The organism is Paractinoplanes toevensis (genome assembly GCF_018332695.1).
Lineage (GTDB): Bacteria > Actinomycetota > Actinomycetes > Mycobacteriales > Micromonosporaceae > Actinoplanes > Actinoplanes toevensis.
On record NZ_BOQN01000002.1, the window covers coordinates 11447 to 28105 of the forward strand.

Annotated in this window: 18 protein-coding genes; 11 read left to right on the top strand and 7 right to left on the bottom strand. The window is 71.9% G+C overall.

The window, feature by feature from the left end; all coding sequences use genetic code 11:
• Nucleotides 1–24: 24 nt before the first annotated feature.
• The 3 genes from Ato02nite_RS00720 to Ato02nite_RS00730 are packed head-to-tail and all read left to right on the top strand — an operon-like array spanning nucleotide 25 to nucleotide 2500.
• Entirely contained in the window at nucleotides 25–1194 is a 1170-nt protein-coding gene (locus Ato02nite_RS00720; RefSeq protein WP_213004339.1) for a thiolase family protein, read from the top strand.
• Nucleotides 1191–1874, top strand: coding sequence for a 3-oxoacid CoA-transferase subunit A (locus Ato02nite_RS00725; protein WP_213004340.1), 684 nt, complete (start codon nucleotides 1191–1193; stop codon nucleotides 1872–1874). The genes Ato02nite_RS00720 and Ato02nite_RS00725 overlap by 4 nt, the downstream gene beginning before the upstream one ends.
• Complete coding sequence (locus Ato02nite_RS00730; RefSeq protein ID WP_213004341.1) at nucleotides 1874–2500, top strand: 3-oxoacid CoA-transferase subunit B; 627 nt, start codon at nucleotides 1874–1876, stop codon at nucleotides 2498–2500. Before Ato02nite_RS00725 ends, Ato02nite_RS00730 begins: the two co-directional genes overlap by 1 nt.
• On the opposite strand, the gene Ato02nite_RS00735 is transcribed toward Ato02nite_RS00730, so the two are convergent.
• Nucleotides 2493–3206, bottom strand: coding sequence for a tetratricopeptide repeat protein (locus Ato02nite_RS00735; RefSeq protein WP_213004342.1), 714 nt, complete (start codon nucleotides 3204–3206; stop codon nucleotides 2493–2495). The genes Ato02nite_RS00730 and Ato02nite_RS00735 overlap by 8 nt on opposite strands.
• Nucleotides 3207–3218: 12 nt before the next feature.
• Entirely contained in the window at nucleotides 3219–4445 is a 1227-nt protein-coding gene (locus tag Ato02nite_RS00740) for an MFS transporter (protein WP_213004343.1), read from the bottom strand.
• A 73-nt stretch (nucleotides 4446–4518) separates the two neighbouring features.
• On the opposite strand from Ato02nite_RS00740, the gene Ato02nite_RS00745 reads away from it, so the two are divergent.
• Nucleotides 4519–5403: a LysR family transcriptional regulator gene (locus tag Ato02nite_RS00745; RefSeq protein WP_246605944.1), complete on the top strand. Its 885-nt coding sequence runs from the start codon at nucleotides 4519–4521 to the stop codon at nucleotides 5401–5403.
• A gap of 64 nt (nucleotides 5404–5467) precedes the next feature.
• The gene (locus Ato02nite_RS00750) at nucleotides 5468–5956 is read left to right on the top strand and encodes a lamin tail domain-containing protein (protein WP_246605929.1); all 489 of its coding nucleotides are present in this window, start codon (nucleotides 5468–5470) and stop codon (nucleotides 5954–5956) included.
• 113 nt (nucleotides 5957–6069) lie between these two features.
• Here the strand turns inward: Ato02nite_RS00750 and Ato02nite_RS00755 are convergent, their stop codons facing one another.
• The 3 genes from Ato02nite_RS00755 to Ato02nite_RS00765 are packed head-to-tail and all read right to left on the bottom strand — an operon-like array spanning nucleotide 6070 to nucleotide 8617.
• Complete coding sequence (locus tag Ato02nite_RS00755; protein ID WP_213004345.1) at nucleotides 6070–6858, bottom strand: ABC transporter permease; 789 nt, start codon at nucleotides 6856–6858, stop codon at nucleotides 6070–6072.
• Nucleotides 6855–7832 carry an aliphatic sulfonate ABC transporter substrate-binding protein gene (locus Ato02nite_RS00760; RefSeq protein ID WP_213004346.1) on the bottom strand — a complete coding sequence of 326 codons (978 nt, stop codon included), beginning with the start codon at nucleotides 7830–7832 and terminating at the stop codon, nucleotides 6855–6857. The genes Ato02nite_RS00755 and Ato02nite_RS00760 overlap by 4 nt, the downstream gene beginning before the upstream one ends.
• On the bottom strand, nucleotides 7829–8617 hold the full coding sequence (locus Ato02nite_RS00765; protein ID WP_213004347.1) for an ABC transporter ATP-binding protein: 789 nt from the start codon (nucleotides 8615–8617) through the stop codon (nucleotides 7829–7831). The genes Ato02nite_RS00760 and Ato02nite_RS00765 overlap by 4 nt, the downstream gene beginning before the upstream one ends.
• A gap of 126 nt (nucleotides 8618–8743) precedes the next feature.
• On the opposite strand from Ato02nite_RS00765, the gene Ato02nite_RS00770 reads away from it, so the two are divergent.
• The gene (locus Ato02nite_RS00770) at nucleotides 8744–9751 is read left to right on the top strand and encodes a cellulose binding domain-containing protein (RefSeq protein WP_213004348.1); all 1008 of its coding nucleotides are present in this window, start codon (nucleotides 8744–8746) and stop codon (nucleotides 9749–9751) included.
• A gap of 91 nt (nucleotides 9752–9842) precedes the next feature.
• Entirely contained in the window at nucleotides 9843–10664 is an 822-nt protein-coding gene (locus Ato02nite_RS00775; protein WP_246605946.1) for a hypothetical protein, read from the top strand.
• A 6-nt stretch (nucleotides 10665–10670) separates the two neighbouring features.
• Here the strand turns inward: Ato02nite_RS00775 and Ato02nite_RS00780 are convergent, their stop codons facing one another.
• Nucleotides 10671–11303: a TetR/AcrR family transcriptional regulator gene (locus Ato02nite_RS00780; RefSeq protein WP_213004350.1), complete on the bottom strand. Its 633-nt coding sequence runs from the start codon at nucleotides 11301–11303 to the stop codon at nucleotides 10671–10673.
• 49 nt (nucleotides 11304–11352) lie between these two features.
• Between Ato02nite_RS00780 and Ato02nite_RS00785 the strand changes: the two genes are divergently transcribed.
• From Ato02nite_RS00785 to Ato02nite_RS00800, 4 genes are read left to right on the top strand one after another with little or no spacing between them, the layout of a single operon-like run.
• Nucleotides 11353–12291 carry a zinc-binding dehydrogenase gene (locus Ato02nite_RS00785; protein WP_213004351.1) on the top strand — a complete coding sequence of 313 codons (939 nt, stop codon included), beginning with the start codon at nucleotides 11353–11355 and terminating at the stop codon, nucleotides 12289–12291.
• A 43-nt stretch (nucleotides 12292–12334) separates the two neighbouring features.
• Nucleotides 12335–13165, top strand: a complete 831-nt coding sequence (locus tag Ato02nite_RS00790) for a helix-turn-helix transcriptional regulator (RefSeq protein WP_213004352.1) — start codon at nucleotides 12335–12337, stop codon at nucleotides 13163–13165.
• A gap of 15 nt (nucleotides 13166–13180) precedes the next feature.
• Nucleotides 13181–13738, top strand: a complete 558-nt coding sequence (locus Ato02nite_RS00795) for a cysteine hydrolase family protein (protein WP_213004353.1) — start codon at nucleotides 13181–13183, stop codon at nucleotides 13736–13738.
• A gap of 60 nt (nucleotides 13739–13798) precedes the next feature.
• On the top strand, nucleotides 13799–15751 hold the full coding sequence (locus Ato02nite_RS00800; RefSeq protein ID WP_213004354.1) for a right-handed parallel beta-helix repeat-containing protein: 1953 nt from the start codon (nucleotides 13799–13801) through the stop codon (nucleotides 15749–15751).
• Here Ato02nite_RS00800 and Ato02nite_RS00805 read toward each other — a convergent pair.
• Complete coding sequence (locus Ato02nite_RS00805) at nucleotides 15730–16629, bottom strand: DUF5996 family protein (RefSeq protein WP_213004355.1); 900 nt, start codon at nucleotides 16627–16629, stop codon at nucleotides 15730–15732. The two genes, Ato02nite_RS00800 and Ato02nite_RS00805, sit on opposite strands and share 22 nt — an antisense overlap.
• Between the last annotated feature and the right edge of the window lie 30 nt (nucleotides 16630–16659).

Below are 16659 nucleotides of genomic sequence, written 5' to 3' on the forward strand. Positions count from 1 at the left end.
AGACAAGGGCCTACCGTTGGCAGCATGACTGCTTACGTCTATGCGGCGACCCGCACCCCGTTCGGCCGGTTCAACGGCGCTCTCGCCGGGGTGCGGCCCGATGACCTGGCAGCCCACGTCATCACGGCGCTGCTGGCGCAGACCCCGGCCCCGATCGACGAGGTGATCTGGGGCAACGCCAACGGCGCCGGGGAGGAGAACCGCAACGTCGGCCGGATGGCCGCGCTGCTGGCCGGCCTGCCCACCACGGTGCCCGGCTCCACGGTCAACCGGCTGTGCGGTTCCAGCCTCGACGCCGCGATGATCGCCTCCCGGGCGATCGAGACCGGCGACGCCGAGATCGTCCTGGCCGGCGGGGTCGAGTCGATGACCCGCGCGCCCTGGGTGCTGCCGAAACCGGCCAAGGGCTTCCCGCCCGGCGACCTCACCGCGGTGTCGACGACGCTGGGCTGGCGGCTGGTCAACCCGCGGATGCCCGCGGAGTGGACCGTCTCGCTCGGCGAGTGCAACGAACAGCTGCAGGAGAAGTTCGCGATCAGCCGGGTCCGGCAGGACGAGTTCGCGGCCCGCTCCCACCGGCTGGCCGCGAAGGCGTGGAGCGACGGGTTCTACGACGACCTGGTCGCCCCGGTCGAGGGGCTGACCCGGGACGAGGGGGTTCGCCCGGACTCGTCGCCCGAGAAGCTGGCCGGGCTCAAGCCGAGCTTCCGAAAGGACGGCACGATCACCGCCGGCAACGCCTCGCCGCTGAGCGACGGCGCCTCCGCCGTGCTGATCGGCTCCGCGGCCGCGGCCGACGTGATCGGGCAGCAACCGATCGCCGCCATCCGGGGCCGGGGCGCGTTCGCGCTCGACCCGCAGGAGTTCGGCTACGCGCCGGTCGAGGCGGCCAACCGGGCCCTCAAGCGGGCCGGTGTCACCTGGGACCAGGTCGGCGCGGTCGAGCTGAACGAGGCGTTCGCGGTGCAGTCGCTGGTCTGCGTGGACGCGTGGGGCATCGACCCGGAGATCGTCAACACCAAGGGTGGCGCGATCGCGATCGGTCACCCGCTCGGCGCGAGCGGCGGCCGCATCCTCGGCACGCTCGCCAAGGTGCTCCGCGAGCGCAACGAGCGGTACGGCGTGGCCGCCATCTGCATCGGCGTCGGTCAGGGCCTGGCCATGGTCCTGGAAAACCTGGAGGCCGGCCGATGATCGCCGAGAGCGTCGACGAGGCGGTCGCCGGCATCGAGGACGGCAGCACCGTACTGGTCGGCGGGTTCGGCTTCGCCGGGATGCCGTTCGACCTGATCGACGGCCTGATCCGGCAAGGCGCCACCGACCTCACCATCGTCAGCAACAACGCCGGCAACGGCGACGTCGGCCTGGCCGCGCTGCTCAAGGCCGGACGCGTACGCAAAGTGATCTGCTCCTTTCCCCGGCAGTCCGACTCGTACGTCTTCGACGAGCTGTACCGGGCCGGGCGGATCGAGCTCGAGGTCGTCCCGCAGGGCAACCTCGCCGAGCGGATGCGGGCGGCCGGCGCCGGCATCGGCGCGTTCTTCTGCCCGACCGGGGTGGGCACTCCCCTGGCCGAGGGCAAGGAGACCCGCACCATCGACGGCCGCGACTACGTCCTGGAATACCCGATCAAGGGCGACGTCGCGCTGATCAGCGCGCACCGCGCCGACGGCATGGGCAACCTGGTCTACCGCAAGACCGCCCGCAACTTCGGCCCGGTCATGGCGACCGCCGCCACCCGGACGATCGTGCAGGTCACCGAGGTCGTCTCGACCGGCGGCCTGGACCCGGAGGCGGTCGTCACGCCGGGCATCTTCGTCGACCGCGTCGTGCGGGTCGAGGCCCGCAACTACACCGTGCAGGGAGCCCGCTGATGTCGCTGACTCCGGACGAGCTGGCGGCGGTGGTCGCCCGCGACATCCCGCCGCACTCCTACGTCAACCTCGGCATCGGCCAGCCCACCAAGGTCGCCGACCACCTGGACGCGGACGCGGGCATCGTGCTGCACACCGAGAACGGCATGCTCAACATGGGCCCGGCCGCGACCGGCGACCAGGTCGACCCCGACCTGACCAACGCCGGCAAGGTCCCGGTGACCGAGCTGCCCGGCGCCTCCTACTTCCACCACGCCGATTCGTTCCTGATGATGCGCGGAGGCCACCTCGACGTCTGCGTGCTGGGCGCCTTCCAGGTGTCGGCGGCCGGCGACCTGGCGAACTGGCACACCGGCGCGCCGGACGCGATCCCGGCGGTCGGCGGGGCGATGGACCTGGCCATCGGGGCCAAGCAGGTCTTCGTGATGATGACGCTGTTCGACAAGAAGGGCCGGCCCAAGCTGGTGCCGGCCTGCACCTACCCGCTGACCGGCCTGCGCTGCGTCAGCCGCGTCTACAGCGACCTCGCGATCATCGACGTCGGCCCGGACAGCGCGAAGGTCCGGGAGACCTTCGGCGTCACGGTCGAGGAACTGCGGAAGCGGCTGGACGTGCCACTCACCTGAGCGCCTCCTCCGGGCTCTGCGCCGCGCCGGTCTCGTACGCCGCGGTGAAGCGGTCCGGACCGAGAGCTTTCTCCGCCGCGGTGCGGGCGTTCGCCAGTTCCCCGGCGTCGTCCGGGTCGGGCACCTGCCCGATCGCCGCGTAGGCGCGGTCGGTGAAGCCGATCATCCGCGCGGCCTGTTCCGCATCGCCGTCGGCCGTGGCCATCGCGGCCGCGGCGACCCCCAGGTAAGGGATGAACGCGCGGTAGCCCTCGCGGAAGACGCGTGCCCGGCCCTCGGCGAACAGCTCTCGGGCCCGGTCGAGGTGCCCGAGGTGCAGTTCGACGAAGGCCAGGTTGTGGTACTCGGAGTTGACCGTCTCGGGCCGGCCGAGCTCCTCGTTCAGGGCGATGTTGGCCAGGTAGAGGTCGCGGGCCCGGAGGTTGTCGCCGGACATCCGGGCCACCGCGGCGAGCACGTGCCTCGGTCGCTCCTCGATGCGCCGGTCGCCGGCGCGGACCGCTACGTCGAGCGCTTCCTGAGCCAGCTCGGCCGCCCGGGACAGGTCGTCGCCACGCAGCGCGACCCGGGCCATCGCGTACAGCCCCTCGACCTCGCCGGCCGGGTCACCGGCCGCTCTGGCCCGCTCGACCTCGGCCTGGGCCAGGCGCCGCACGGTGGCGCTGTCGCCGCTGCGGAAGGTGGCACGTAGCTGGTTCTCGGTCACCGCCCAAGGTTCTCACCTTCCGGCGAGCTTTCCGGGGATCGCCATCGGCGCCGCGGGCTCCGCCGTCAGGGCCGGCATTCGCCGTAGGCCGGCCGCGAGGGCGCCACTGATCGCGATGAAGGCCAGGGCCAACGTGACCACCGCCGGCCAGCCGCCGAGCGACCAGGCCGTACCGGACAGGCTTCCGAAGATCGACGAGCCGGCGTAGTAGGCGAACAGGTAGAGCGACGCGGCCTGGCCCGGTGGCACACCGCCGGCGTGGGCGCGCGCCGGAACCCAGCCGCTGGCCACCCCGTGCACGCAGAAGAAACCGGCGGTCATCACGGCGAGTCCGAGCACCACGACCGGGAGCCGGTCGGGCAGGGTGAGCAGCAGGCCGGCCGCGGTGAGCAGGCAGCCGAACGGCATCACCGCGCGGCGGCCGTACCGGTCGGCGAGCCGTCCGGACACCGCCGAGCTGAGCGTGCCGACCGGGTAGACCAGGAAGACCGCGCCGGCCGCGCCCGCGCCGAGCAGGAACGGCGCCGAGGTGAGGCGGAAGCCCATCGCGTTGTAGACGGCCACGAACGCGCCCATCGCGCAGGCGCCGATCGCGTACAGCGAGAGCAGCGCCGGGTCGGTGACCGCGCGCAGTGTCATGGCGCCGGCCGCGCGGGGTGCGAAGTTGCGCGAGGGCGGCAGCAGCGCACCGACCGCGGCCGCGCAGAGCAACCCGAGCAGGGCCACCCCGGCCATCGCCCACCGCCACCCGTACGCCTCGGCGATCCCGCCGGTGACCAGCCGCCCCGCCATGCCGCCCAGCGCGGTGCCGCCGATGTAGAGGCCGGCGGCCCGCGCGTGGGTGTCGGCGTGCAGTTCCTCGCGCAGGTAGACGGTGGCGACCGCGGGCAGGCCGGCCAGCGCGACGCCCTGCAGCAGCCGCAGCGCGAGCAGCGCGGGCCAGCCGGGCGCGACCGCGCACGCCAGCCCGACCAGGCCGGACAGGGTCAGCGACAGGTGGATCAGCCGGGTGCGGCCCACCTTCTCCGACAGCGGGCCGGTGACCAGCAGCGCGACCCCGAGCCCGACCGTGGCGACGGACAGCGACCAGGCGCTCTGGGCGGGCGTGACCCGGAAGGCGACGGCCAGCTCGGGCAGCAGCGCCTGGGTGCTGTAGAGCAGGGCGAACGTGGCCACCCCGGCGGCGAACAGGGCGAGGCAGACGCGGCGGTAACCGGCCTCACCGGCGTGATATCCCATCCGGCCACCGTGCGCCGCCTGCTGATATACGTCCAATGCATTGATCGGGTCATCCTCATGCTTCGTACGTATGATGCCTGGCGTGCAGATCGAGGATTTCCGCAGCCTGCTGGCCCTGGGTGAGTACGAACACGTCACCGAGGCGGCCGCCGCCCTGCACACCAGCCAGCCCACCCTGTCCCGGCTGCTGTCCCGGCTGGAGAAGGAGCTCGGCGCCCGGCTGTTCGAACGCGACGCCAAGGGCGTGCACCCGAACCCGCTCGGCGACCTCGCCCTGGCCGCGGCCAGCGACATCGTCGAGCGGCACGACCGGCTGCGCCGCGACCTGGCCAGCGTGCTCGACCCGGACGCGGGCACGGTCCGGCTCGCCTTCCTCGACTCGATGTCCACCTCGCTGGTGCCGCGCATGCTGCACGACGTGCGGCTGCGCGCGCCCCGGCTGCGGGTCGAGCTGCGGCAGGAGCCGGGCCACGAGATCCTGCGCGACCTGACCACCGGCGCGGCCGAGCTGGCCCTCACCTCGCCGCGACCGGACGGCCCGTACGGCTGGCGGGTGATGCAGCGGCAGCGCCTGGCCCTGATCGTCCCGGCCGGGCACCGGCTGGCCGGCCGGCGCTCGGTCCGGCTGTCCGACGTGGCCGGCGAGGACGTCGTCACGGTGCCGCCCGGCTTCGGGTTCCGCGCGCAGGTCGAGGAGCTGTTCGCGGCGGCCGGGGTGACGTTGCGGGTGGCGTTCGAGATCGGCGACCTGGGCACCGTCGAGGGCCTGGTCGGCGCGGGGCTGGGCGTGGCACTCGTGCCCGAGCAGTTCGCCGGCGCCACCGGCACGGTCGGCGTTCCGCTGGCCGCGGACGGGGCCGAACGGGTCGTCGGCCTCACCTGGCGCACCGACCGCCGCCTCGCGCCGCCCGCCGAAGCTTTCCGGAAGTGGGTCCAGGAGGCCGGACCGTACGACTGACCGCGAAAGTGAATGGTGGAGCCGGAGTCGGCCGATCAGTGGACTACCGCGATTTCGGTTCTGCATGAGAGTGAACCGGCAACGCTCGTCCTCTGCGAAAGGCCCCACCGTGAGAATTCGCCGAATTCTGGTCGCCCTGGCAATGACGCCGGCGATCTTCGGCATCGCCGCGCCCGCCTATGCCGCCGCGCCGGCCGTCTCGTTCACGAAAATCCAGTACAACTCGCCGGGCACCGACACCCGCAGCAATGCCAGCCTCAACGCGGAATGGGTGCGGCTGACCAACAACACGTCCAAGGCGATCCAGCTGAAGAACTGGACCGTGCGCGACAAATCGAACCACGTCTTCAAACTGCCGACGGTCACCGTGGCGGCCCGGGCGAACCTGTATATCCACACCGGCAAGGGCACCGCGTACAGCGGCCACATCTTCTGGCAGTCCGGCAATTACATCTGGAACAACACCGGCGACACCGCGACCCTGAGGAACACCGCCGGGAAAACGATCGATACCTGCACCTGGAAATCCGGTACCGCGCCGACCAACTGCTAGAGCTTCTCGTTTCAGGCCGGGCCCGCCCGCAGCGGGCGCGCGGAGGGTGAGCGCCGCCTCGCGAAACCGTGGGGCGGGGACCGGGCCGACGCGTACTCGAAAAAAGCGTGGGCTTATCGCCGGGCGGTCAGCAGGCGGGTTTCGGCGAAGCCGAGGAGGGTGTCGGTCAGCTTGCCCAGGGCCGCCAGCAGGACTATCGCCAGGAGCATGACGTCGGTGCGGCCGGTGTTCTGGCTGTCGATCAGCAGGAATCCCAGGCCCATCGACGAGGCGATCAGCTCGGCGGCCACCAGGAAGAGCCAGCCCTGGGCCAGACCCAGGCGCAGGCCGGAGAGGATTGCCGGGGTGGCGGCGGGAAAGAGCACCGTGGCCACCAGGCGCAGGCCGGAGCGGCCGTAGGCCCGGCCCACCTCGGTCAGGTGCGAGTCCACGTGGGTCAGGGCCGCCGAGACCGTGGCGTAGACCGGGAAGAACGCGCCGATCGCCACCAGCACGATCTTCGGGGTCTCGCCCACGCCCAGCCAGAGCAGCAGCAACGGCACCCAGGCCAGCGACGGTACGGCTCGGATCGCCTGGACGGTCGGCGACAGGGCGGCGTTCGCGGTGCGGGAGAGGCCGACCAGGCCGCCCAGCGCCAGGCCGAGGACGGCGCCGAGGGCGAAGCCGATCAGTACGCGCTGGGTGCTGATCGCGATGTGGTGCCAGAGTTCGCCGCGACCGGCCAGCTCGCCGAACGCCGACGCCACCTCACCGGGCGGCGGGAGCTGAGCGGGCGAGTAGATGCCGGAGCCGGCCAGCAGCTGCCAGACGCCGAGCAGAAGCAGCGGAAGCACGACCCCGACGGCCCGGCGGGCCGCCGTCCTTTTCGGAGCGACGGCGGTGCGCTCCTCGGTCAGGCTCAAGCGGTGCTCCGGGCGGTGGCGTACTTCGGTTCCAGCAGCGTGTCGAGGGCCGTGCGGGCCGACTCCTCGCTCTTGACGTTGTTGTCGGCGACCAGGACCGGCAGGATCTTCTCGAAGATCGCCCGCTGCGCCTCGCCGGGGACCGGGTCGACGTCGAGCCGGGTGCGCTCGGTCAGCACCCGCTTCGCCACCTCGGGCGAGATCTTCGCCTCCCGGGCGTAGAGCGCCACCGCGTCGGCCGGGTTGTCGTGGATCCACTTGCGAGCCTCCTCGTACGCGTTCACCACCGCCTGGGCCAGCTCGGGGTGCGCGGCCAGGAAGGCCTCGCGGGCGTTGAGCACGCCGTAGGAGTTGAACGCGACGTTGCGGTAGATCAGTTTCGAGCCGGCGTCGGTCTCGCTCTGCGCCATCAGCGGGTCGAGCCCGGCCCAGGCATCCACCTGGCCGCGTTCCAGCGCGGTGCGGCCGTCGGCGTGCTGAAGGTTCACCACGGTGACATCGGCCGGCTTCAGGCCGGCCTCGTCCAGGGCGCGGAGCAGGAAGAAGTACGGGTCGGTGCCCTTCGTCGCGGCGATCCGCCGGCCGCGCAGGCCGGCCACGCTCGTGATCGCCGAGCCCTTCGGCACCACGATCGCCGCCCACTCGGGCTGGCTGAACACGTCGATCGTCTTGATCGGAGTGCCGTTGGCCCGGGCCACCAGGGCGGCCGCGCCCGCGGTCGAGCCGATGTCGATCACGTCGGCGCGCAGGCCCTCGTTGGCCTTGTTGCTGCCGGCCGACAACTGCCAGGTCACCGTGACACCCTGCGCGGCCAGCTCGGTCTCCAGCCACCTCTGCTCCCGCAGGACCAGACTGGACGGGTTGTAGTAGGCGTAGTCCAGGCGCAGCGTCGTGGTCGTCCCCTGGGCCGGCTCCTCGCCCTGGACGCAACCGGCCAACAGAAAAGCGGCCAGCAGCAAACGTACGACCCTCATGCCTGGATCCTTCCGTGGATGTTCACGCCGAGCTCGGACAGCAGGGAAGCCCGCAACTCGGCGAGGGTGGAGTCACCGCGGTCGCGCGGGCGGGCGCCGGGCACCGGCAGGACCAGGCGGATGCTCGATCCGGCCGCCGGGTCCTCGGACGGGCCGAGCAGCACGATCCGGTCGGCCAGGTGCAGCGCCTCGTCCGCGTCGTGGGTGACCAGCAGCACCGTGGTGCCGGCCTCGCGCTGCACCTCGGCGAGCAGGTCCTGCATGCGCAGCCGGGTGAGCGCGTCGAGAGCGGCGAACGGCTCGTCGAGCAGCAGCACGCCGGGCCGGCGGGCGAGGGCCCGGGCCAGGGCGGCGCGCTGGGCCATGCCGCCGGACAGCTGGCGGGGGCGGTGCTGGGCGAAGGCGTCCAGCCCGACCACAGAGAGCCAGTGCTCGACCTCCTGCCGGGCCGGGGCACCGGTCACGCCCCGCGGCAGTCCATAGGCGACGTTGCGGAACAGGGTGCGCCAGGGCAGCAGCCGCGGTTCCTGGAAGACGACCGCGCACCGGGGCTCGATGCCGCGCACCGGCCGGCCGTCGACCGAGACCGCACCGGCGGTGGGCGAGTCGAGCCCGGCGGCGAGCCGCAGCAGGGTGGACTTGCCGCAGCCGGACGGCCCGAGCAGGGCGATGACCTCGCCGGGGGCGACGGTCAGGTCGATGCCGGCCAGGACCTGGCGGTGCCGGCCGGCCACCGTGAATGCCCTGCCCACGCCCGAGAACTCGAGACCCGCCGGCTCACGCATAGCCGGCATTCTATCTATTAAGTCTACATGTTTACTAGGTTTAGGCGGATCGGCTCGCGGCCGAACGCGGCCCGGCACGGTGACAACAGGTTGACAGTCGTCTATGGGATACCGGACGGTCATAGGATGCACACACACCGCTTCCGTGCATTTCTGGCCGTCCTGCTCTCCACCGGCTCGCTGCTCCTGGTCGCCGACCGGGCCGCAGCGGCGGCGGCGCCCTCCGCGCCCGCCAACCTCCACGTCACCGCCATCAGCCCGACCTCGGTGACCGTCGCCTGGACCGCTTCCACCGGCGATCCGGTCGACTACTCGCTCACCTACTGGCCCGCCTTCGGCGACGTCGGCTACGGCCAGCGCGTCGGCAACGTCACCACCGCCACCGTCACGTCCGGCATCTACCCGAACAGTCAGATCCAATTCAACGTCCAGGCCATCGACGCCGACGGCCACTCCTCGACGGCGAGCAACGCGCTCGTCGTGGTCACCCCGGCGAACACCACCGGCGACATGACCGCGCCGACCGCCCCTGGCAACCTCACCCTGACCGGCGTCGACCCGGCCGGCGCGCAGCTGGCCTGGACGGCGTCCACCGACGACGTGGAGCTGACCGGCTACTACGTCTACCTGTTCGACGGCTGGTACGTGTCCCGGTATCTCGGCAACACCACCGGCACCTCCTTCACCGCGCCGATCCTGAGCACCCAGACCGGCATGATCCGCTACTACGTGCGCGCACACGACGCGGCCGGCAACCTGTCGATCGCCTCCAACCAGGTGTCCATGACCGCCACGCCACCGACCACACCGGCTACCCAGTGCAAGGTCGCCTACAAGACGACGAGCGACTGGCCGGGCGGTTTCGTCGCCGAGGTGACGCTGACGAATACCGGGACCACGGCGGTCAACGGCTGGTCCCTCGCCGTGTCCCTGGGCGGCGACCAGCGCGTCACGTCGTCGTGGGCGGCGAAGTGGGTCCAGTCCGGCTCGACGGTGACGTTGACCAGCGAGACCTGGAACGCGACGATCCAGCCCGGGGCCGCCATCACGCTCGGCCTGGTCGGCACGTACGCGAGGAGCAACGCGCCGGCCACCGCCGCCGCGCTGAACGGTGCAGGCTGCGCCCTCGCCTGATCTGCCGGGGCGCCCCTCATCGTGGGCGCCCCGGCTCCCGGCATCGAACTCGACCACCCCATCCGCGGCGGGCACACTGGGTGACGTGCAGATGCGTCCGGAGGAACTGGCGGCGATTCGGGCCGGCGACGTCGACGTGGCGTTCCGCCGGTGGGAACGGCCTCGGGTCAAGGTCGGCACCCGGATGCGTACCGCGGTCGGGCTGGTCGAGATCACCTCGGTCGACCGTGTGCCGGTGAGTTCGCTGACCGCCGCGGACGCCCGCCGGGCCGGCGCGGCGTCGCTGGCCACGCTCCGCCACGGATTGGACCGCTTGCACCCCGACCGGCCGGTGTATCGGATCGGGCTTCGGTACGCGGGCGTCGACCCGCGGCAGGCGCTACGGGAGGCGGTACCCGACGCCGCGGAGATCGCCGCGATCGGAGCGTGGCTCGACCGGCTCGACCGCGCCTCGCCGACCGGGCCGTGGACCCGGGCAACGCTCCTGCTGATCGACGAACTGCCGGCCACCCGGGCACCCGACCTCGCACAACGGATGGGCCGAGACACCCCGTCGTTCAAGCAGAACGTGCGCAAGCTGAAGGAGCGCGGCCTGACCGAATCGCTCGACATCGGGTACCGGCTCTCGGCGCGCGGTGCCGCCGTCCTGGATCACGAGGGTCATCCCCGGTCGAACCGGGGCCGGGTGGTACCGGAGGCGGGCATTCCGCTGCCACACATCGGCGCTGCCGCGACACGTGCGCTTACCGCGCACGGCCTGGTCCGGCTCGAACAGGTGGCCGGACTCAGCGAGAGCGAGATACAGGCACTGCACGGAGTCGGGCCCTACGCCCTTCGCCACCTGCGAACGGCGATGGACGCGGCCGGACTGGCTTTCCGCGACGATCCCGGCGCCGGGCCGGAGACGTCGTGACCTCCGTCAGGGATTGGCCAGGACCGCCGGGGCGACCCGGGCCGGTGGCGGGAGGGTGCCCCGGGCCGGTTCGGCACGGAACGCTTCGAGGGCCAGGGCCGACAGGCGGCGGGCCGCCGCGGGGCGTACGTCCGGTGGGGCCGCCGCCAGGCCGCGACCGGCCATGAGCACGAGGATCAGGTCGTCCAGGACGATGTCGGGGCGTAGCGCGCCGGCCTCCTTCGCCCGGCGGCACAGGCCGGCCAGCGAGTGCAGCATGCCCGCCCGGTGCGCGGTGAAGTCGATGGCGCCCGGGTTCGACGTGACGAAGGCGTCGACGAAGCCCTGGTTGTGGGCGTTGAGTTCGGTGATGTCGCGGATCACCGCGCACAGGCCGCGCCACGGGTCGGGGTCGGCGCAGCCGTCCCGGACGATGCCGGCGCATTGCCGCAGCTCGTCGGTGAAGGCCGCGTCGATGAGCGCCTGTTTGGTGGGGAAGCGCCGGTAGAGCGTGGCCGGGCCGACCTCGGCGCGGCGGGCGATCTCGCGCATCGGCACGTCGAGGCCGCGCTCGGAGAACAACTCGCGGGCAGCCTCGAGGAGCCGGTCGCGGTTGTCGCGGGCGTCCGAGCGCAGCATCTGAGGCAATTGATCGGCCATGGGCTCTCACTTTACCCAAGTGGACGGGGGCGTCCGTTACGGTCCGACCATGAAGGCAGTGAGTATCAAGGCATTCGGCGACCCCTCCGGCATGGCCGTGATCGACGCACCGGACCCCTCGCCGGGGCCGGGACAGGTGCTCGTCGAGGTCGAGACGATCGGCGTCGGCGGGGTCGACGCGGTGATCCGGCGCGGCACCCTCGGCGGCTACGGCTTCACCGAGGGGCTCATCCCGGGCAGCGAGGTGGCCGGGCGGGTGATCGCCGTTGGCGACGACACCGACGCCGCCTGGGTGGGGCGCCGGGTGTGGGCGTTCACCGGGGTCGGCGGGGCCTACGCCGAACTGGCGGTGGCCCGGATCGCGGACGTGACCCCACTGCCGGACGCTCTGTCGCCGACCGACGCGGTGACGCTCGGCAGCGCGGGGCCGGTCGCGCACTTCGCGCTCGCCCACGCCCGGTTCTCCCCCGGCGAGTCGCTGCTGATCCGGGGTGCGGCCGGCAGCATCGGGATCATGGCGGTGCAGCTCGGCGGCCCGGGCCCGATCGCGGTGACGACCTCGTCGGCCGAGCGCGGGAAGCGGCTGACAGAGCTCGGGGCCACGGTCGTCCTGGACCGGGACGGCACCGGGACCGGCGAGTACGACGTCATTCTCGACATCGTCGGCGGCCCGGGGCTGCCGGCGTTCGTCGACCGGCTCGCGGACAACGGCCGGCTGGTCTCCGTCGGCGTGGTCGGCGGCTATCCGCCCGCGGACTTCGGGATGGCGTTCCTGCGCTCGTTCCAGCGGTCCCGCTCGTTCGCCACCTTCAGCCTGAACACGGTGCCGGAGGAGGCCCGCAACCAGGTCCGAGAGGCGCAGTTCGAAGCCCCGCTGAAGGCCGTGGTGCACGACGTCCTCCCGCTCGCCGAGGCGGCCGACGCGCACCGCCGGATGGACGCCGGTGAGGTGTTCGGCCGGATCGTGCTGACCACCGGGGCCAACTGACAGTTCCTCCCAGCTCACCCCGGGACCGTCATACCGTGTCGGGGTGAGCGTTGGCGACGAGATCCGGGACTTCCTGCTGGCCCGGCGGGCGCGGATCACCCCGGAGCGGGCCGGCCTGTCGTCGCACGGCGAGCGGCGGGTCACCGGGCTGCGCCGCGAGGAGGTGGCCCAGCTCGCCGGGGTGAGCACCGAGTACTACGCCCGCCTCGAACGCGGCGGCGCCCGCGGCGTCTCCGACACGGTGCTGGCCGCGCTGGCCCGCGCCCTGCAACTCGACGAGGCCGAGCGCGGGCACCTGTTCGATCTGGTCCACGCGGCCAACGCCAAACCGCGTCGACGGCGTTCGGGGTCGGAGCTACGGCCCGCGACGCTGCGGCTGCTCGACGCCATGGCCACCGCTCCGGCGTACGTCTGGAACGGCCGCCTCGATGTCATCGAGGCCAATGCCCTAGGCCGGGCCCTGTTCGCGCCGATGTTCGACACCCCCGGCGTGGTCAACCAGGCGCGCTTCCTCTTCCTCGACCCGCGGGCGAAGGACTTCTTCCCGGACCGTACGGATCTCGCGCACGACGCCGTCACCGTGCTGCGTACCGAGGCCGGCCGCGACCCGTACGACGAGCCGCTCGCCGACCTGGTGCAGGACCTGTCCGGGCGCAGTCCCGAGTTCCGGGCGATGTGGGCCGCGCACGACGTCGGCTACCGGCGGTCCGGGGTGAAGCGGTTCCGGCATCCGGTGGTCGGTCCGCTGACCGTCACGTTCGAGTCGCTCGCCATCGTCACCGACCCCGATCTGCGGCTCACGGCGGGCACCGCCGAGCCGGGTTCCCCCTCCGAACAAGCGCTGCGGCTGCTCGACAGCTGGACCGCGACCTGAGAAAGGCACTCCCCCTTGAGTTCCTCCGCACTGCTGGTGATGGACGTCCAGAACGCCGTCGTGCACCGCTACCCCGACCCCGATTACCTGCCCCGGCTGGGCGCGGCCATCGCGACCGCTCGCGCCGCCGGGGTTCCGGTCATCTTCGCCGGGGTCGGCTTCCGCCCGGGTTTTCCCGAGGTGAGCCCGCGCAACCGGATGTTCGGCGCGATGGCCGGCCGGGCGACCGGCGGCGACGACCGGGCGATGGCGTTCCACGCGGACGCGGCGCCGGCCGAGGGCGACCCGATCGTCATCAAGCGCCGGGTCTCCGCGTTCGCCGGCAGTGACCTCGACATGCTGCTGCGGGTGCAGGGGATCGACCACCTGGTGCTGACCGGCATCGCGACCAGCGGTGTCGTGCTCTCCACTCTGCGACAGGCCGCTGACCTGGATTTCCGGCTCACCGTGCTGTCCGACGGCTGCCTCGACGCCGATCCGGAGGTGCACCGGGTGCTCACCGAGAAAATCTTCCCGGCGCAGGCCGACGTGCTCACGGTCGCCGCCTGGGAGCCGAAAGTTTCGAATGGTTGACAGCAAAGTTTCGGAAACTTACGTTGAAGTCGGTCCGTAACTATTAGGGAAGGCCCGACGATGCTCCATGTGGCGACGACCGGATCCGACAACGCCGATGGGAGCGAGGGCAGGCCGTTCCGCACCATCAACCAGGCCGCGGCCGTCGCCCGGCCCGGGGACACCGTGGTCGTGCACGCCGGTGAATACCGGGAATGGGTCAGCCCGGCCCGAGGCGGCCTGAGCGACTCCCGGCGGATCACCTACACCGCCGCCGAGGGCGAGCACGTGGTGATCAAGGGCTCGGAGCGGGTCACCGGCTGGGAGCCGGACGACGGCACGGTGTGGCGGGTCAGCGTGCCCAACACGCTCTTCGGCGACTTCAACCCGTTCGCCGAGGAGGTCGCCGGCGACTGGATCGTCTACCCGAAGGGCGCGCCCCACAAGCACCTGGGCGACGTCTACCTCGACGGGTTGAGCTTCTACGAGGTCGGCTCGCGCGACGAGGTCGCCTCCGCGACCGAGCGCACCGAGGTCCTCGACGACTGGACCGGCGTCACGGTCCCGGTCACCGACGTCGCGCAGACCGGCTATGTCTGGTTCGCGCAGGTGGGCGCGGAGGAGACGACGATCTGGGCGAACTTCCGGGGCGCCGACCCGAACGCGTCCCTGGTCGAGATCAACGTTCGCCGGTCGGTCTTCTACCCGCTGGTGCCGCACCTCGACTACATCACCGTGCGCGGCTTCGAGCTCGCCCAGGCCGCCTCGCCGTGGACGCCGCCGACCGCCGACCAGCCCGGCCTGATCGGCCCGAACTGGGCCAAGGGCTGGATCATCGAGGACAACGACATCCACGACGCCAAGTGCTCGGCGATCTCGATCGGCAAGGAAGCGTCGACCGGCCACAACTTCGCCACCCTGCGCGGCGACAAGCCCGGCTACCAGTACCAGCTGGAATCCGTCTTCGCCGCCCGGCAGATCGGGTGGGACAAGGAGCACATCGGGTCGCACGTGATCCGGCGCAACACCATCCACGACTGCGGGCAGAACGGCATCGTCGGCCACCTGGGCTGCGTGTTCTCCACGATCGAGGACAACCACATCTACAACATCGCGACCAAGCGCGAGTTCTACGGGTACGAGATCGGCGGCATCAAGCTGCACGCGGCGATCGACGTGGTGATCCGGCACAACAACATCCACGACTGCTCGCTCGGCACCTGGCTGGACTGGCAGACGCAGGGCACCCGGATCACCCGCAACGTCTACCACGGCAACAGCCGGGACCTGTTCATCGAGGTCAGCCACGGCCCCTACCTGGTCGACCACAACATTCTCGGCTCGAAGGCGTCCTTCGAGTCGTTCAGCCAGGGCGGCGCGTTCGTCGGCAACCTGTTCGCCGGAACGGTATGGCTGCAGGCGGTGCCGGACCGGGCCACGCCGTACCACCGGCCGCACAGCACCCAGGTCGCCGGCTACGCGGTGATCTGGGGCGGCGACGACCGCTACCTCGGCAACATCTTCCTCGGCGGGGACGTCGACCAGGCCTACGGCCACGGCAGCAACTACACGGGCGAACCGGCGCACCACGGCCTGGCCGGCTACAACGGCTCCCCGGCCTCGTTCGCCGACTACCTCGCCCGGGTCAACTCGCAGGAGGGCGACCACCAGCGGTTCCTCAACGTCCAGCAGGCCGTCTACACCCGCGGCAACGTCTTCGCCGGCGGCGCCGAGCCGTTCGACGGGGAGCAGAACCCGCTGGTGCTCGGCGACGCGACCGTCACCGTCACCCGCGACGGCGACGAGGTATGGCTGGAGACCGACCTGCCGGACGGCTTCGGCCAGGCCCGGCTCGCCCCGCTGTCCGGCCGCGACCTGGAACGGGTCCGCTTCGCCGACGCCGACTTCGAGGAGCCGGACGGCAGCCCCGCCCAGATCGGGACCGACCTGGTCGGCGCGGCCCGGGACGAGACGTCCGCGGCCGGCCCGCTGGCCGCCCTGGCCGCCGGCCGTCAGCGCGTGCGCGTCTGGTGATCCCAGCCGGCCAGCTCGGCGGCGCCCGCGAAGGTTGATCGGAGGAAGGCGCCCAGGACCGCATCCGGGTCCGGGGCGCCGGCCACCGACTCGTACGGCAGCAGGTATTCGCCCATCGCGCGGTCGTACCGGGCGCCCGCCGGGAGGCCGGCCAGGTCGGCGTACCCCGGCGGCTCCGGATAGGCGTACGCGTAGAAGGCGCCCTCCTCGCCGCCGCCGGGCCAGAACCCGCAGCTGGCCAACTCGTGCGAATAACCCTCGCGCATCACCGACGGCGGGCAGTTCGGCGCGCCGCCGGGATGCGGCGGCGCGATCCGGCCGGAGAAGCGGGTGTACGCGAGGTCCATCGCGCCCCAGAAGAAGTGCACCGGACTGGCCTTGCCGTAGAACTCGGTGCGCAGCCGGCTGATGACCTGCTCGGCCCGGAGCAGTTGGCGCCAGAACGTCCGGGCCGCTTCCGGGTCGTACGCCGCGTGGGTGTCGTCCTCGGCGAACGGGATGGCGTGCTCGACCTCGTTGGGGACGGCGTGGATGGTGGTCGGCACCCCGAGCTCGGTGAGCGCCGCCATGGTCTGGGCGTAGAACACCGAGACCGGCTTCGGTTCCAGCGCCACCGCCCGGGACCGGCCGTCGGTGGTGCGCAGGCGCAGCTGGTGGTCGATGAAGTCGAACTCGGCGTCGAACGCCCCGCTACCGTACGGCACCGCCGTGGTGGTCAGCCCGCGGGCGCTCGGGTAGAGCGTGACGTGCCACCAGTGGTTGACCGGCGCGGCGTGCGCCATCCGGACCTTTCCCACGATCTGCGTCCACAGGTGCAGCGTGTCCCGCGTATCCACCCAGTCCGCCACCTTCAGGCGCGGCCACCCCGTCTCGTCCATCGCGCCAGCGTGCCACATCGGCGACGCTGA

Coding starts and splice junctions, on each gene's coding strand:
- Ato02nite_RS00800 (WP_213004354.1), top strand. CDS start 13,799: ATGCTCCATGTGGCGACGACCGGATCCGACAACGCCGATGGGAGCGAG.
- Ato02nite_RS00760 (WP_213004346.1), bottom strand. CDS start 7,832: ATGAGGGTCGTACGTTTGCTGCTGGCCGCTTTTCTGTTGGCCGGTTGC.
- Ato02nite_RS00740 (WP_213004343.1), bottom strand. CDS start 4,445: ATGGGATATCACGCCGGTGAGGCCGGTTACCGCCGCGTCTGCCTCGCC.
- Ato02nite_RS00725 (WP_213004340.1), top strand. CDS start 1,191: ATGATCGCCGAGAGCGTCGACGAGGCGGTCGCCGGCATCGAGGACGGC.
- Ato02nite_RS00765 (WP_213004347.1), bottom strand. CDS start 8,617: ATGCGTGAGCCGGCGGGTCTCGAGTTCTCGGGCGTGGGCAGGGCATTC.
- Ato02nite_RS00805 (WP_213004355.1), bottom strand. CDS start 16,629: ATGGACGAGACGGGGTGGCCGCGCCTGAAGGTGGCGGACTGGGTGGAT.
- Ato02nite_RS00730 (WP_213004341.1), top strand. CDS start 1,874: ATGTCGCTGACTCCGGACGAGCTGGCGGCGGTGGTCGCCCGCGACATC.
- Ato02nite_RS00785 (WP_213004351.1), top strand. CDS start 11,353: ATGAAGGCAGTGAGTATCAAGGCATTCGGCGACCCCTCCGGCATGGCC.
- Ato02nite_RS00775 (WP_246605946.1), top strand. CDS start 9,843: ATGCGTCCGGAGGAACTGGCGGCGATTCGGGCCGGCGACGTCGACGTG.
- Ato02nite_RS00780 (WP_213004350.1), bottom strand. CDS start 11,303: ATGGCCGATCAATTGCCTCAGATGCTGCGCTCGGACGCCCGCGACAAC.
- Ato02nite_RS00745 (WP_246605944.1), top strand. CDS start 4,519: ATGCCTGGCGTGCAGATCGAGGATTTCCGCAGCCTGCTGGCCCTGGGT.
- Ato02nite_RS00750 (WP_246605929.1), top strand. CDS start 5,468: ATGAGAGTGAACCGGCAACGCTCGTCCTCTGCGAAAGGCCCCACCGTG.
- Ato02nite_RS00720 (WP_213004339.1), top strand. CDS start 25: ATGACTGCTTACGTCTATGCGGCGACCCGCACCCCGTTCGGCCGGTTC.
- Ato02nite_RS00770 (WP_213004348.1), top strand. CDS start 8,744: ATGCACACACACCGCTTCCGTGCATTTCTGGCCGTCCTGCTCTCCACC.